At 68.9% G+C, this 13,848-nt stretch carries 16 protein-coding genes; 12 read left to right on the forward strand and 4 right to left on the reverse strand.

The features are described from left to right. Positions 1-225 precede the first annotated feature (225 nt). The 9 genes from atpB to ACZ5DC_RS27840 all read left to right on the forward strand — a co-directional run bounded on the left by atpB (position 226) and on the right by ACZ5DC_RS27840 (position 7,909). Positions 226-996 (forward strand): F0F1 ATP synthase subunit A, encoded by a 771-nt coding sequence (atpB, locus tag ACZ5DC_RS27800; RefSeq protein ID WP_366752075.1) that lies wholly within the window; start codon positions 226-228, stop codon positions 994-996. A 77-nt stretch (positions 997-1,073) separates the two neighbouring features. Beyond that, positions 1,074-1,313 (forward strand): ATP synthase F0 subunit C, encoded by a 240-nt coding sequence (atpE, locus tag ACZ5DC_RS27805; protein WP_030656107.1) that lies wholly within the window; start codon positions 1,074-1,076, stop codon positions 1,311-1,313. 39 nt (positions 1,314-1,352) lie between these two features. After that, positions 1,353-1,904 (forward strand): F0F1 ATP synthase subunit B, encoded by a 552-nt coding sequence (locus tag ACZ5DC_RS27810; protein WP_468657098.1) that lies wholly within the window; start codon positions 1,353-1,355, stop codon positions 1,902-1,904. Next, complete coding sequence (locus ACZ5DC_RS27815; protein ID WP_468657099.1) at positions 1,901-2,716, forward strand: F0F1 ATP synthase subunit delta; 816 nt, start codon at positions 1,901-1,903, stop codon at positions 2,714-2,716. The genes ACZ5DC_RS27810 and ACZ5DC_RS27815 overlap by 4 nt, the downstream gene beginning before the upstream one ends. Positions 2,717-2,848: 132 nt before the next feature. Further along, the gene (gene atpA / locus ACZ5DC_RS27820; protein ID WP_171152792.1) at positions 2,849-4,441 is read left to right on the forward strand and encodes a F0F1 ATP synthase subunit alpha; all 1,593 of its coding nucleotides are present in this window, start codon (positions 2,849-2,851) and stop codon (positions 4,439-4,441) included. 21 nt (positions 4,442-4,462) lie between these two features. Beyond that, a complete protein-coding gene (locus ACZ5DC_RS27825) occupies positions 4,463-5,380 on the forward strand; it encodes a F0F1 ATP synthase subunit gamma (RefSeq protein ID WP_366751872.1) in 918 nt (305 codons plus the stop codon). Further along, positions 5,381-6,817, forward strand: coding sequence for a F0F1 ATP synthase subunit beta (gene atpD, locus ACZ5DC_RS27830; RefSeq protein WP_030656116.1), 1,437 nt, complete (start codon positions 5,381-5,383; stop codon positions 6,815-6,817). A 119-nt stretch (positions 6,818-6,936) separates the two neighbouring features. Beyond that, positions 6,937-7,311, forward strand: a complete 375-nt coding sequence (locus ACZ5DC_RS27835; RefSeq protein WP_014675015.1) for a F0F1 ATP synthase subunit epsilon — start codon at positions 6,937-6,939, stop codon at positions 7,309-7,311. A 151-nt stretch (positions 7,312-7,462) separates the two neighbouring features. After that, entirely contained in the window at positions 7,463-7,909 is a 447-nt protein-coding gene (locus ACZ5DC_RS27840) for a DUF2550 domain-containing protein (RefSeq protein ID WP_366751870.1), read from the forward strand. Between the two features lie 42 nt (positions 7,910-7,951). Here ACZ5DC_RS27840 and ACZ5DC_RS27845 read toward each other — a convergent pair whose 3' ends face one another. Further along, positions 7,952-9,772 (reverse strand): glycosyl hydrolase family 18 protein, encoded by a 1,821-nt coding sequence (locus tag ACZ5DC_RS27845; RefSeq protein ID WP_468657103.1) that lies wholly within the window; start codon positions 9,770-9,772, stop codon positions 7,952-7,954. Between the two features lie 494 nt (positions 9,773-10,266). On the opposite strand from ACZ5DC_RS27845, the gene ACZ5DC_RS27850 reads away from it, so the two are divergent. Next, positions 10,267-10,389, forward strand: a complete 123-nt coding sequence (locus tag ACZ5DC_RS27850; RefSeq protein WP_468657105.1) for a hypothetical protein — start codon at positions 10,267-10,269, stop codon at positions 10,387-10,389. Positions 10,390-10,397: 8 nt separating this feature from the next. Continuing rightward, positions 10,398-10,901: a DinB family protein gene (locus ACZ5DC_RS27855; RefSeq protein WP_468657107.1), complete on the forward strand. Its 504-nt coding sequence runs from the start codon at positions 10,398-10,400 to the stop codon at positions 10,899-10,901. Between the two features lie 11 nt (positions 10,902-10,912). Here ACZ5DC_RS27855 and ACZ5DC_RS27860 read toward each other — a convergent pair whose 3' ends face one another. The 3 genes from ACZ5DC_RS27860 to ACZ5DC_RS27870 all read right to left on the reverse strand — a co-directional run bounded on the left by ACZ5DC_RS27860 (position 10,913) and on the right by ACZ5DC_RS27870 (position 12,726). Next, a complete protein-coding gene (locus tag ACZ5DC_RS27860; protein WP_365700569.1) occupies positions 10,913-11,485 on the reverse strand; it encodes a cob(I)yrinic acid a,c-diamide adenosyltransferase in 573 nt (190 codons plus the stop codon). A gap of 102 nt (positions 11,486-11,587) precedes the next feature. Then, positions 11,588-11,902 (reverse strand): DUF397 domain-containing protein, encoded by a 315-nt coding sequence (locus ACZ5DC_RS27865; RefSeq protein WP_468657109.1) that lies wholly within the window; start codon positions 11,900-11,902, stop codon positions 11,588-11,590. Next, positions 11,884-12,726 (reverse strand): helix-turn-helix domain-containing protein, encoded by an 843-nt coding sequence (locus ACZ5DC_RS27870; protein WP_468657111.1) that lies wholly within the window; start codon positions 12,724-12,726, stop codon positions 11,884-11,886. The genes ACZ5DC_RS27865 and ACZ5DC_RS27870 overlap by 19 nt, the downstream gene beginning before the upstream one ends. A gap of 260 nt (positions 12,727-12,986) precedes the next feature. Between ACZ5DC_RS27870 and ACZ5DC_RS27875 the strand changes: the two genes are divergently transcribed. Beyond that, positions 12,987-13,835: a 3-hydroxyacyl-CoA dehydrogenase family protein gene (locus tag ACZ5DC_RS27875; protein ID WP_468657113.1), complete on the forward strand. Its 849-nt coding sequence runs from the start codon at positions 12,987-12,989 to the stop codon at positions 13,833-13,835. Positions 13,836-13,848: the final 13 nt, after the last annotated feature.

Genomic DNA, 13,848 nt, shown 5'->3' on the forward strand with positions numbered 1-13,848 from the left:
TGCCAACTGCGGCATCGCGGGCGCGGGCATCCGAGCTGACGCCTGCTCGATCGCGAGGCTCGATGCCCCCCAGCCGCCCCCACATCCGTAACACCAGTCCGGTGCCGAACCGCGGCCGTGCGCCGCGCCGACACAACGAGGTTGCCGAACCCATGCGTCACGCCGAAGGAGCCCGCGGTGAGTGCTGACCAGACCCAGCTCGCCTTCGACTGGAGTTGTCGGATCATGTCCGACAACGGGTGTGGCTTCCCGGCTCCGGGCCTGCACTCCTTCCTCTTCAAGCCGCTCGCCACGGTGGGGGGCTTCGAGTTCAACAAGGTGATGCTGCTCGCGCTCGTCACCACGCTGCTGGTCGTCGTGTTCTTCTCGGCTGCCTTCGGCAAGGCCAAGGTCGTCCCGGGCAAGCTCCAGATGATCGGCGAGGCCGGCTACGACTTCGTCCGCCGCGGCATCGTGTACGAGACCCTCGGCAAGCGCGAGGGCGAGAAGTGGGTGCCGTTCATGGTCTCCCTCTTCTTCTTCATCTGGCTCATGAACATCTGGTCCGTGATCCCGCTGGCCCAGTTCCCGGTGTCGTCGGTCTTCGCCTTCCCGGTCGTCCTGGCCGCCATCGTGTGGCTCCTCTGGGTCGGCCTGACCTTCAAGCGCCACGGCTTCGTCGGCTTCTTCAAGAACGTCACGGGCTATGACAAGTCGCTGGGCGCGGTCCTTCCGCTGGTCATGGTCATCGAGTTCCTCTCGAACCTGATCGTCCGCCCGTTCACGCACGCGGTGCGACTCTTCGCCAACATGTTCGCCGGCCACCTGATGCTGGTGATGTTCACCGTCGCCTCCTGGTACCTGCTGAACAGCTGGCTGGTCGTCGGCGCCGGCGTCTCCTTCGTGATGACGATGGCCATGATCTGCTTCGAGCTCTTCGTGCAGGCCGTCCAGGCGTACGTCTTCGTACTGCTGGCCTGCTCCTACATTCAGGGTGCTCTCGCCGAGCACCACTGAGCCGATCCACCCGCCCCTATCCCCAGTCGTCCGGTGGCCAACCCCCACCGGTCCGTAAAAGAGAAGGAAGAAACGGCATGTCCGCTGCCATCGACCTCGCCGCCGGCGTCTCCGGTTCCCTCGGCTCCATCGGCTACGGCCTCGCGGCCATCGGCCCGGGCATCGGCGTCGGCATCATCTTCGGTAACGGCACCCAGGCCCTGGCCCGCCAGCCTGAGGCCGCGGGTCTGATCCGCGCCAACCAGATCCTGGGCTTCGCCTTCTGTGAGGCGCTCGCCCTCATCGGCATCGTTATGCCGTTCGTGTTCGGTAAGTAATCACCCCTTACCTGACACGAATCGACGAAAGGCACTGATGTGATCGCCAACCTGGCACAGCTGGCGGCCGAGGAGACGGAGCAGAACCCGCTCGTCCCGGCTGGTCCTGAGCTGCTCGTCGGCACCATCGCCTTCGCCATCGTGTTCTTCTTCTTCTGGAAGAAGCTGCTTCCGAACATCAACAGGGTTCTGGAGGAGCGTCGCGCGGCGATCGAAGGCGGCATCGAAGAGGCCGACGCCATGAAGGTCGAGGCCCAGAGCGTCCTTGAGCAGTACAAGGCCCAGCTCGCCGAGGCCCGGCACGAGGCCGCGCGCCTGCGCCAGGAGGCGCAGGAGCAGGGTGCCGCGCTCATCGCCGAGATGCGGGCCGAGGGCCAGCGGCAGCGCGAGGAGATCGTCGCCGCCGGCCACGCCCAGATCGACGCCGACCGCAAGGCCGCCGCGTCCGCGCTGCGTCAGGACGTCGGCAAGCTCGCCACCGAACTGGCCGGCAAGCTCGTCGGCGAGTCCCTCGAGGACCACGCCCGCCAGAGCCGTGTGATCGACCGCTTCCTCGACGAGCTCGAGGAGAAGGCCGAGGCCACGCGATGAACGGAGCGAGCCGCGAGGCCCTGGCGGCCGCACGTGAGCGTCTCGACGTGCTGACGGACTCCACGTCCGTCGACGCCGCGAAGCTCGCGGACGAGCTGGCGGCCGTCACCGCGCTGCTCGACCGCGAGGGCGGCCTGCGCCGGGTCCTCACCGACCCGGCGCAGTCCGGGGAGGCGAAGGCGCAGCTGGTCCAGCGCCTGATCGGCGGCCAGGTCAGCGGCACCGCCGCCGACCTGGTGTCCGGAATGGCCCGGTCCCGCTGGTCGCAGCCCCGCGACCTGGTGGACGCGCTTGAGGAGCTGGCGAGCATCGCCGACCTCACGGCCGCGGAGAAGACGGGCACCCTCGACGACGTCGAGGACGAGCTGTTCCGGTTCGGCCGGATCGTCTCCTCCAGCACCGGGCTGCGCGCCGCGCTCACCGACCGTGCCGCCGGCGCCTCGGCCAAGACCGAGCTGCTGCACCGGCTGCTGGGCGGGCGGGCCAAGCCGGCCACCGAGCGGCTGGTGACGCGCCTCGCGACCGCGCCGCGTGGACGTAGCCTGGAGACGGGACTGGAGTCCCTGTCCAAGCTCGCCGCCGAACGCCGGGACCGCATGGTCGCCGTCGTCACCTCCGCGGTGCCGCTGAGCGACGGGCAGCGCGAGCGCCTCGGCGCCGCACTGACCAAGCTCTACGGGCGCCGGATGCACCTCAACCTCGACGTCGACCCCGAGGTCGTCGGCGGGATCCGGGTGCAGGTCGGTGACGAGGTCATCAACGGCTCCGTCGCGGACCGGCTGGACGAGGCCGCCCGCCGCATGGCGAGCTAGCAGCAACTCGATATTCCGAGAAGAGCAGTACGTACTTACGGCCCTGGTTGGGCCGTGCAGAGGATTCCTGGGGGTCGCCCCCAGACCCCCAAAGTGAAACTTCGGGCCCAACAAGGAGAGCAGGGAACCCAGATGGCGGAGCTCACGATCCGGCCGGAGGAGATCCGGGACGCGCTGGAGAACTTCGTCCAGTCGTACAAGCCGGACGCGGCCTCGCGCGAGGAGGTCGGTACGGTCACCCTTGCCGGCGACGGCATCGCGAAGGTCGAGGGCCTGCCCTCGGCCATGGCCAACGAACTGCTGAAGTTCGAGGACGGCACCCTCGGCCTCGCGCTGAACCTGGAAGAGCGCGAGATCGGTGCCATCGTCCTCGGTGAGTTCAGCGGCATCGAGGAGGGTCAGCCGGTCACGCGCACCGGCGAGGTCCTCTCCGTGGCGGTCGGCGAGGGCTACCTCGGCCGTGTCGTCGACCCGCTCGGCAACCCGATCGACGGCCTCGGCGAGATCGACACCGACGGCCGCCGCGCCCTCGAGCTGCAGGCCCCCACGGTCATGCAGCGCAAGTCGGTGCACGAGCCGATGGAGACGGGCTACAAGGCCGTCGACGCGATGACCCCGATCGGCCGTGGTCAGCGTCAGCTGATCATCGGCGACCGCCAGACCGGCAAGACCGCCCTGGCCGTCGACACGATCATCAACCAGCGCGACAACTGGCGCTCGGGCGACCCGAAGAAGCAGGTCCGCTGCATCTACGTCGCCATCGGCCAGAAGGGCTCCACCATCGCCGGCGTGCGCCGCGCGCTGGAGGAGAACGGCGCGCTGGAGTACACGACCATCGTCGCCGCCCCGGCGTCCGACCCGGCCGGCTTCAAGTACCTCGCGCCGTACACCGGTTCGGCCATCGGCCAGCACTGGATGTACCAGGGCAAGCACGTCCTGATCATCTTCGACGACCTGTCGAAGCAGGCCGACGCCTACCGCGCCGTGTCGCTGCTGCTGCGCCGCCCGCCGGGCCGTGAGGCCTACCCGGGTGACGTCTTCTACCTGCACTCCCGTCTGCTGGAGCGCTGCGCCAAGCTCTCCGACGACATGGGTGCCGGTTCGATGACCGGTCTGCCGATCGTCGAGACCAAGGCCAACGACGTCTCGGCGTTCATCCCGACCAACGTCATCTCCATCACCGACGGCCAGTGCTTCCTGGAGTCGGACCTGTTCAACGCCGGTCAGCGTCCCGCGCTGAACGTCGGTATCTCCGTCTCCCGAGTCGGTGGTTCCGCGCAGCACAAGGCTATGCGCCAGGTCTCCGGCCGCCTCCGTGTGGACCTCGCCCAGTTCCGTGAGCTGGAGGCGTTCGCCGCCTTCGGTTCCGACCTGGACGCGGCCTCGAAGGCCCAGCTGGAGCGCGGTCAGCGCATGGTCGAGCTGCTGAAGCAGGACCAGTACCAGCCGATGGCCACCGAGGACCAGGTCGTCTCCGTCTGGGCCGGCACCAACGGCCGCATGGACGACGTGCCGGTCGCCGACATCCGCCGCTTCGAGAAGGAGCTGCTGGACTTCCTGCACCGGAAGCACCAGGGCCTGCTCACCTCCATCCGCGAGGGCGCCAAGATGTCGGACGACACGATCCAGGCGATCGACGACGCCGTGGCGGAGTTCAAGAAGCAGTTCGAGACGAGCGACGGCAAGCTGCTCGGCGAGGACGTTCCTGCCGCTGCCGCCAAGTGACGTAAGGAAGGGACCTGACTCATGGGAGCCCAGCTCCGGGTCTACAAGCGTCGCATCCGATCCGTCAGCGCGACCAAGAAGATCACCAAGGCGATGGAGATGATCGCCGCCTCGCGCGTCGTCAAGGCGCAGCGCAAGGTGGCGGCCTCCACGCCGTACGCGCAGGAGCTCACGCGCGCGGTCACGGCGGTCGGTACGGGTTCGAACACCAGGCACCCGCTCACCACGGAGGCGGAGAACCCGACCCGTGCCGCGGTCCTGCTCCTCACGAGCGACCGCGGTCTGGCCGGCGCCTTCAACTCCAACGCCATCAAGGCGGCGGAGCAGCTCACCGAGCGCCTGGAGCGCGAGGGCAAGCAGGTCGACACGTACATCGTCGGCCGGCGCGGCGTGGCGCACTACAACTTCCGTGAGCGCAAGATCGCGGAGTCGTGGAGCGGCTTCACCGACGAGCCGACGTACGCGGACGCCAAGAAGGTGGCGGCGCCGCTGATCGAGGCCATCGAGAAGGAGACGGCCGAGGGTGGCGTGGACGAACTCCACATCGTCTTCACCGAGTTCGTCTCGATGATGACGCAGACGGCGCTCGACGCCCGGCTGCTGCCGCTGCGCCTCGAAGAGGTCGCGGAGGAGGCTCACCCCAAGGGCGAGATCCTCCCGCTGTACGACTTCGAGCCGTCGGCGGAGGACGTCCTCGACGCCTTGCTGCCGCGCTACGTGGAGAGCCGCATCTACAACGCGCTGCTTCAGTCGGCCGCTTCGAAGCACGCCGCCACGCGGCGCGCGATGAAGTCGGCCACCGACAACGCGGGCGAGCTGATCAACACGCTCTCCCGTCTTGCCAACGCGGCCCGCCAGGCCGAAATCACCCAGGAAATCAGCGAGATCGTCGGTGGCGCGAGCGCCCTGGCCGACGCGACCGCGGGGAGTGACCGATAAATGACCACCACTGTTGAGACCGCGACGGCTACGGGCCGCGTCGCCCGGGTCATCGGCCCGGTCGTCGACGTGGAGTTCCCCGTCGACGCGATGCCGGACATCTACAACGCCCTCCACGTCGAGGTCGCCGACCCGGCCAACGCGGGCGAGAAGAAGACGCTGACCCTGGAGGTCGCCCAGCACCTGGGTGACGGCCTGGTCCGCACCATCTCCATGCAGCCGACCGACGGCCTGGTCCGCCAGGCCCCGGTCGTCGACACCGGCGACGGCATCACCGTCCCGGTCGGCGACTTCACCAAGGGCAAGGTGTTCAACACCCTCGGTGAGGTGCTGAACGTCGACGAGCAGTACGAGGGCGAGCGCTGGTCCATCCACCGCAAGGCCCCGAACTTCGACGAGCTCGAGTCGAAGACCGAGATGTTCGAGACCGGCGTCAAGGTCATCGACCTGCTGACCCCGTACGTCAAGGGCGGCAAGATCGGTCTGTTCGGCGGTGCCGGCGTCGGCAAGACGGTGCTCATCCAGGAGATGATCTACCGTGTCGCCAACAACCACGACGGTGTCTCCGTGTTCGCGGGTGTCGGTGAGCGCACCCGTGAGGGCAACGACCTGATCGAGGAGATGTCCGACTCGGGCGTCATCGACAAGACCGCGCTGGTCTTCGGTCAGATGGACGAGCCCCCGGGCACCCGTCTGCGCGTCGCGCTGGCCGGCCTCACCATGGCCGAGTACTTCCGTGACGTCCAGAAGCAGGACGTGCTGTTCTTCATCGACAACATCTTCCGCTTCACGCAGGCCGGTTCCGAGGTCTCCACGCTGCTCGGCCGCATGCCGTCCGCGGTGGGTTACCAGCCGAACCTGGCCGACGAGATGGGTCTCCTCCAGGAGCGCATCACCTCGACCCGCGGTCACTCGATCACCTCGATGCAGGCGATCTACGTCCCCGCCGACGACCTGACCGACCCGGCCCCGGCCACCACCTTCGCCCACCTCGACGCGACGACGGTTCTGTCCCGTCCGATCTCCGAGAAGGGCATCTACCCGGCCGTGGACCCGCTGGACTCCACGTCCCGGATCCTGGACCCGCGCTACATCACGCAGGACCACTACAACGCGGCCATGCGCGTGAAGACGATCCTGCAGAAGTACAAGGACCTCCAGGACATCATCGCGATCCTCGGTATCGACGAGCTCGGCGAGGAGGACAAGCTCGTCGTCCACCGTGCCCGTCGTGTGGAGCGCTTCCTGTCCCAGAACACCCACGTCGCCAAGCAGTTCACCGGCGTGGACGGCTCGGACGTGCCGCTCGACGAGTCGATCGCCGCGTTCAACGCGATCTGCGACGGCGAGTACGACCACTTCCCCGAGCAGGCGTTCTTCATGTGCGGTGGTCTTGAGGACCTCAAGAAGAACGCGAAGGAGCTGGGCGTCTCCTGACTTCGGGCACACGCCTGAGTCGTGAGGGGGCGGGGTGCGTCCCGCCCCCTCACTCACGCCCACTAGAATTGACCCCAACACCCGGCGCCCCTGCCGGGTGGTGACCCGAGGAGCCACCCTTGGCTGCTGAGCTGCACGTCGAGCTGGTCGCCGCCGACCGCCAGGTCTGGTCCGGCGAGGCCACCCTGGTCGTCGCGCGCACCACGTCCGGCGACATCGGCGTCATGCCCGGTCACCAGCCGCTGCTCGGTGTGCTGGAGTCGGGCCCGGTGACCATCCGTACGAGTGAGGGCGGAACGGTCGTCGCCGCGGTGCACGGCGGTTTCATCTCGTTCGCGGACAACAAGCTGTCCCTGCTGGCCGAGATCGCCGAGCTGTCGGACGAGATCGATGTCCAGCGCACGGAGCGGGAACTGGAGCGTGCGAAGGCGGAGGGCGACGCCGTCGCCGAGCGCCGCGCGGACGTCCGACTGCGCGCTGCGACGGCGCGCTGAACCAGCCGCGCCGTACGTTGACGTCACTCAGCCGCGGCCGGCCCGGAGCAATCCGGTGCCGGTCGCGGCTGAGGCAGATGTGGGTGTTTTTTCCGTTTCATTACTCAGTCGTAGAAGCAGTTCTACCTAGGAGACGAGGAGGTCGGTGCCGATGGTCCTCGCTCTGACTGTGTGCGGGATCGTGGTCGCACTCGTGGTGGTGGGACTGTTCCTGTTCGGGCTGCGCCGCCGGCTCATCCAGCGTTCCGGCGGCACTTTCGACTGTTCGCTGCGGTGGGACCTGCCCGAGAAACCGGACACGGGCGGCAAGGGCTGGTCCTACGGCGTCGCCCGCTACAACGGCGACCGGATCGAGTGGTACCGGGTCTTCTCCTACGCCCCCCGCCCCCGCCGCGTCCTGGAGCGCGGGCAGATCGAGGTGGCCGGTCGCCGGCTGCCCGAGGGCGAGGAGGAACTGGCGCTGCTGTCCGACGCGGTGGTCCTGGCCTGCGCGCACCGGGGCACGCGCCTGGAACTCGCCATGAGCGACGACGCGCTGACCGGTTTCCTCGCGTGGCTGGAGGCGGCCCCACCCGGTCAGAGGGTGAACGTGGCGTAACCACGTTCACCCTCTGGGTACGGACGGTGCTCAGGCGCTCTTCTACAGGTTGCTGCTGATCGCGTTCACCAGTTCGCCGTTCGCGGTGTCACCGCTGAACTCCCAGAAGAACGCGCCGCCGAGGCCCTGGTTCTTGGCCCACGCCATCTTGGCGGCGATGGTGGCGGGGGTGTCGTACGACCACCAGTTGCTGCCGCAGTGCGCGTAGGCGGTGCCCGCGACGGTGCCGGTGGCCGGGCAGGACGTCTTGAGGACCTTGTAGTCCTCGATGCCCTGCTCGTAGGTGCCGGTCGCCGGGCCGGTGGCCGTGCCGCCCGGGGCGTCCTGGGTGACGCCGGTCCAGCCGCGGCCGTAGAAGCCGATGCCGATGAGCAGCTTCTTCGCGGGCACGCCGATCGCCTTGAACTTGGCCAGCGCGTCGGCGGTGGTGAAGCCCGCCTTCGGGATGCCGTCGTACGAGGTGAGCGGGGAGTGCGGGGCGGTCGGGCCCTTGGCGTCCCACGCGCCGAAGAAGTCGTACGTCATCACGTTGTACCAGTCGACGTACTGGGCGGCGCCCGCGTAGTCCGCGGCCTCGATCTTGCCGCCGGCCGAGCCGTCGGCGGTGGTGGCAGCGGTGACCAGGTTGTTCGAGCCGAACTTGGCGCGCAGCGCGGACATCACGTTCTTGAAGGCCGCCGCCCCGCTGGTGTCGCAGGTCAGACCGCAGGCGTTCGGGTACTCCCAGTCGATGTCGATGCCGTCGAAGACATCGGCCCAGCGCGGGTCCTCGACCAGGTCGTAGCAGGACTGGGCGAAGGCGGCCGGGTTCTTGGCCGCGTCAGCGAACCCGCCGGACCAGGTCCAGCCGCCGAAGGACCACAGCACCTTGATGTTCGGGTACTTGGCCTTCAGCTGGCGCAGCTGGTTGAAGTTGCCGCGCAGCGGCTGGTCCCAGGTGTCGGCGACGCCGCTGACCGACTGGTCGGCGGTGAAGGCCTTGTCGTAGTCGGCGTAGGAGTCGCCGATCGCGCACTTGCCGCCGGTGACGTTGCCGAAGGCGTAGTTGATGTGCGTGATCTTGGCGGCGGAGCCGGACGTCACCAGGTTCTTGACGTTGTAGTTGCGGCCGTAGATGCCCCACTCGGTGAAGTAGCCGAGCTTGACCTTGTCGCCGGTGGGCGGGGGAGTGGTGCCGCCGCCGGTGGTGTGCACCTTGACCGCGCCGCTGACCGGGCCGGTCTGGTCGGCGGTGTCACGGGCCTGCACGGTGTAGGAGTAGTCGGTGCCGGCGGTCAGGCCCGTGTCGGTGTACGACGTGGTCGTGACCGTGGCGATCTTGGAGCCGTCGCGCAGGACGTCGTAGTTCTTGACGCCCTTGTCGTCGGTGGCCGCGCTCCAGCCGAGCTTCACCGAGGTGTCGGTGACCGAGGAGGCGGTCGGGGTGCCGGGTGCGGAGGGGGCCGCGTCGCCGGGGACCGTCGTGCCGTCGCAACTGTCGCCGTTCAGCTTGCAGTTGGACGGGGAGCCGGAGCCCGCGCCGTTGAAGCCGAAGGAGACGGAGGCGCCCGGGGCGAGGGTGCCGTTGTAGGACTTGTTCTTCGCGGTCCAGTGGGTGCCGGAGCCCGTGACGTCCGCGTCCCAGGCGGAGGTGACGGACGTGCCGGAGGGGAAGTCCCACTCGACGGTCCAGGAACTGATGCTGCTGGTGCCGGTGTTCTTGATGGTCCACTGGCCACCGAAGCCGGTGCCCCAGTCGCTCGTCTTGGTGAAACCGGCCGTCGCGTTCGTCGCCGCCTGGGCGGGGGCGGCGAGTCCGACCAGACCGGCCAGGGGGAGCAACAGGGTCGCGAACCCTGCCGCGGCTCTGCTTCTGAAGCGCATGCTGCGCCTCCCTCGTCGTCGGGGGTGTCAGGGACATGACTGAGCCTTCATGTCCACGGTGCTGCGAGGGTAGAAAGGTCTGGACCACTCGTCAATAGGTCTGGACCATTCCTGGACGAGCCTCGCTGAACGCCCAACTCCCAAGCCGGAACCGCCGCTTACACCCGGCCGCGCCGCCCCGGCTCGGCCGGCAAGCGGCTGACGTGCGTCTTCACCGTGCCCTCCGCCATGTCCGGCCGGGCCCCGATCTCCGCGTTCGACGGCCCCCCGCCGATACGGCGCGGCACCTCCCGCGCCCCGGCCGGGAGCCTGTCAGGGTGGACGAGGTCAGCGAACCGTGATCGTCGGACTGGTCATCGCCCGCGAGGTGGCGTTCTGGGTGCCGCCGGCGGCCGGACGGGCCTTCCGGTACGCGCTGCGGATGCCGCGCACCGGCGGTCTGGTACGTCGGCGGTTCCGGCGACGCCGTTTCGCTGCGGGCCCGGCGGCAGCGCATGCCGTGGGTGATCGGCGTCCACGTGGTCGTCGCCGCGAGCTACACGCTGTTCCCCGAGCGGGAGCGCGACCGCGGGACCGGCGGAAACCCGGTCGACACCGGGCCGGGCGCCGGGACATGATCGCCGCGATGACACGTACCGACACGCCTCCCGCCTGGGACGAGCGCACCCAGCTGACCACCTTCCTCACCTACGTCCGCGCCACCGCGCGCGCCAAGTGCGAGGGACTCTCCGACGAGGACGCCGTGAAGGCGATCCTCCCCGGCTCACCGCTGATGACCGTCAGCGGACTGATCAGCCATCTGCGCTGGGTCGAGTACCACTGGCTGCGGATCGTCTTCCTGGGGGAGCCGGACGAGGGCCCCTGGACCGACGAGGACCCCGACCGCGAGATGCGGATCGCCGTCGACATCCCGCTGTCGCGGCTGCTCGCCGAGTACGCCGAGGAGGCCGCCCGGCACGACGCGCTCGTCGCCGCCCACGACCTGGACACCAGGGCGCGCAGGAAGCGGAGGGACGGCAGCACGGTGGACCTGCGCTGGATCCTGCTCCACCTCATCGAGGAGACCGCCCGCCACAACGGCCACCTCGACATCCTGCGCGAACAGATCGACGGGGTGACCGGCGACTAGACCGGCGGGCCTCAGCGCTCTCCGCCCGGCACCCACAGCACGTCGCCGGTCTCCCGGTTGGCGCTGCGGGCCAGGATGAACAGCAGGTCGGAGAGGCGGTTCAGGTAGGTCGCGGTGAGCGGGTTCATCGTCTCGCCGTGCACCTCCAGAGCCGCCCAGGTGGAGCGCTCGGCCCGGCGCACGACCGTGCACGCCTGGTGCAGCAGGGCGGCACCCGGGGTGCCGCCGGGCAGGATGAAGGAGCGCAGCTTCTCCAGTCGCTCGTTGAAGCGGTCGCAGTCCGCCTCCAGCCGGTCGATGTAGAACTGCTCCACCCTCAGCGGCGGGAACTCGGGGTTCTCCACCACCGGCGTCGACAGGTCCGCGCCGACGTCGAACAGGTCGTTCTGGACGCGGGTGAGGACCGCGACGATCTCCTCGTCCAGACCGCCCAGCGCGACGGCGGTGCCGATCACCGCGTTGGCCTCGTTGGCGTCCGCGTAGGCGGAGATCCTGAGGTCCGTCTTGGGCACCCGGCTCATGTCACCGAGGCTGGTGGTGCCCCGGTCGCCGGTCCTCGTGTAGATGCGCGTCAGGTTGACCATGCGGCCAGCGTAGTTATGCCCCGGCCCTCCGGGACACCCGTGTGCCCGCCGTCACGGCCGGGACGGCGCAGCGGATCAGCCTGCCGGCCGACGGGGAGGACGCTAGCGGAGCGCTCCGGTCCGCACGGCGGCGACGAACGACGACCAGGACCCGGCCGCGAAGAGGAGGGCGGGCCGGTCGGGGGCCTTGCTGTCGCGGACGGGGACGGCGGGGGCAAGGTCGTCGGAGACTTCGAGGCAGTTCCCGCCGTCGGGGTTGCTGTAGCTGCTCTTGCGCCAGGTCACGCCGGGCGCGTCGCCGACTCGCACGGGGACGGCGAGGAGAAGGTCGTCGGAGACCTCCAGGCACTCGCCGCCGTCGGGGTTGCTGTAGCTGCTCTTGCGCCAGGTCATGGTGGTCATGTCGATGGCTCGCACGGCACTTCCTCCAACATCCGCAGGATGAACTTCCGCGACTCGGCGGGACCGAGTGCCTGGTCGCGCATCGCATCGTACGCACGTTGCAGCCGCTCAACCGCTGCGTTTTCCTCCAGCAGTTCGCCACGGTGCGCGTTCTCCGTGTACGCCACCGTAGTACCGGACGTCAGCCGGAGGAACATGACGTCGGTGCTCACCAGACCGTGCAGACCCGCGCGGTCCGGCAGTGCCTGAAGCGTGATGTTGGGGTGCTCGGACACCTCCAGGAGGTAGTCCAACTGCTCCCGCCATGCCGCCTCGTCGCGCAGCGGCGTGCGCACCGCAGTCTCGGCGATCAGGGCACGGAACGGCGGGGCGTCCTCGCCCTCCAGGAGCAGCCGCCGACCGGAACGCGCGGTCACCTGCTGGTCCAGTTGAGCGCCCTTGTAGCCGCCGAGTGCGAGCACCTCGCGCGCGTAGGCGTCCGTCTGCAACAGGCCGGGCAGGATGCTCACGGAGTACTGCCAAAGACTCACCGCCTCCGCCTCAAGCGTCATGTACCGCCGGTACTGCTCCTTGAACTGCGTCGGGTCCGCCACCGCCATCTCCCACATCGCCAGCAGCAATCCGGGCGTGCCGTAATACTGGTCCAGCGCCTCCGCCACCTCCGGCCCGCCCAGCGTCTCCCCGCTCTCCAGCTTCCTGAAGAGCGAAGGGTCCCAGCCGACCGCCTTGGCCAGTTCGCGCAGGCTCGGACCCCTGGACGTGCGGAGCAGGCGAAGTTCCTCCGCGTAGCGCCGGCGGGGCTCCTGACTGCGTCCGGTGATCGCCCTGCGCATCGGCATGGGGCACCCCCTTCGTGGTCGCCGTGTGACGGTCCGGACGCAGAGAGTATCGGCGCGTACGCGCTCGCGGTGCCGGAAGAGGCCGTGCCGTACCGGTACGGGTTGACGCACACTCAGCCGCCGCCGGCCCCCGTACCCCTGCCGGTGTGATCTCCGTCAAATGGGACGTGACGCGCGTTACTTACCGGTCACACAGCGGCGCCGGAGCGCTATGGTCCGCCGAGGAGGCAGACCTTTCACCGCGTTCATAGGGAGTCGGAGTGGCACGGAAGCTCGCCGTCATCGGGGCCGGTCTCATGGGTTCCGGCATCGCCCAGGTCGCCGCGCAGGCGGGCTGGGACGTCGTTCTGCGTGACGTCACCGACGAGGCGCTGAAGCGCGGCACCGACGGCATCAGGGCCTCGTACGACAAGTTCGTCGGCAAGGGCAAGCTGGCCGCCGAGGACGCCGAGGCCGCCCTCGCGCGCATCACCCCGACCACCGACCTGGACGCCGCCGCCGAGGCCGACGTCGTGGTGGAGGCCGTCTTCGAGAAGCTGGAGGTCAAGCACGAGATCTTCCGCGCGCTCGACAAGCTCGTGCGCGAGGACGCCGTGCTCGCCTCCAACACCTCCGCCATCCCGATCACCAAGATCGCGGCGGCCACCGAGCGCCCCGAGCGGGTCGTCGGCGTGCACTTCTTCTCGCCGGTGCCGATGATGCAGCTCGTCGAGCTCGTCCGCGGCTACAAGACCAGCGACGAAACCCTCGCCACCGCGCGGGAGTTCGCCGAGTCCGTCGGCAAGACCTGCATCGTCGTCAACCGGGACGTCGCCGGCTTCGTCACCACCCGGCTCATCTCCGCCCTCGTGGTCGAGGCGACCAAGCTGTACGAGTCCGGCGTCGCCACCGCCGAGGACATCGACCTCGCCTGCAAGCTGGGCTTCGGCCACGCCATGGGCCCGCTCGCCACGGCCGACCTCACCGGCGTCGACATCCTGCTGCATGCCACGAGCAACATCTACACCGAGTCGCAGGACGAGAAGTTCGCTCCGCCGGAGCTGATGCGCCGGATGGTGGACGCCGGTGACATCGGCCGCAAGAGCGGGCAGGGCTTCTACACGTACTGAGTCAACCCGATCA

It is taken from the genome of Streptomyces sp. NPDC031445, assembly GCF_055581365.1.

What these genes read in the sequence shown, in the direction of transcription:
- ACZ5DC_RS27845 (WP_468657103.1), bottom strand. Translation starts at nt 9,772, where the DNA reads ATGCGCTTCAGAAGCAGAGCCGCGGCAGGGTTCGCGACCCTGTTGCTC.
- ACZ5DC_RS27840 (WP_366751870.1), top strand. Translation starts at nt 7,463, where the DNA reads ATGGTCCTCGCTCTGACTGTGTGCGGGATCGTGGTCGCACTCGTGGTG.
- atpE (WP_030656107.1), top strand. Translation starts at nt 1,074, where the DNA reads ATGTCCGCTGCCATCGACCTCGCCGCCGGCGTCTCCGGTTCCCTCGGC.
- ACZ5DC_RS27825 (WP_366751872.1), top strand. Translation starts at nt 4,463, where the DNA reads ATGGGAGCCCAGCTCCGGGTCTACAAGCGTCGCATCCGATCCGTCAGC.
- ACZ5DC_RS27815 (WP_468657099.1), top strand. Translation starts at nt 1,901, where the DNA reads ATGAACGGAGCGAGCCGCGAGGCCCTGGCGGCCGCACGTGAGCGTCTC.
- ACZ5DC_RS27870 (WP_468657111.1), bottom strand. Translation starts at nt 12,726, where the DNA reads ATGCCGATGCGCAGGGCGATCACCGGACGCAGTCAGGAGCCCCGCCGG.
- atpB (WP_366752075.1), top strand. Translation starts at nt 226, where the DNA reads ATGTCCGACAACGGGTGTGGCTTCCCGGCTCCGGGCCTGCACTCCTTC.
- ACZ5DC_RS27850 (WP_468657105.1), top strand. Translation starts at nt 10,267, where the DNA reads ATGCCGTGGGTGATCGGCGTCCACGTGGTCGTCGCCGCGAGCTACACG.
- ACZ5DC_RS27860 (WP_365700569.1), bottom strand. Translation starts at nt 11,485, where the DNA reads ATGGTCAACCTGACGCGCATCTACACGAGGACCGGCGACCGGGGCACC.
- atpA (WP_171152792.1), top strand. Translation starts at nt 2,849, where the DNA reads ATGGCGGAGCTCACGATCCGGCCGGAGGAGATCCGGGACGCGCTGGAG.
- ACZ5DC_RS27855 (WP_468657107.1), top strand. Translation starts at nt 10,398, where the DNA reads ATGACACGTACCGACACGCCTCCCGCCTGGGACGAGCGCACCCAGCTG.
- atpD (WP_030656116.1), top strand. Translation starts at nt 5,381, where the DNA reads ATGACCACCACTGTTGAGACCGCGACGGCTACGGGCCGCGTCGCCCGG.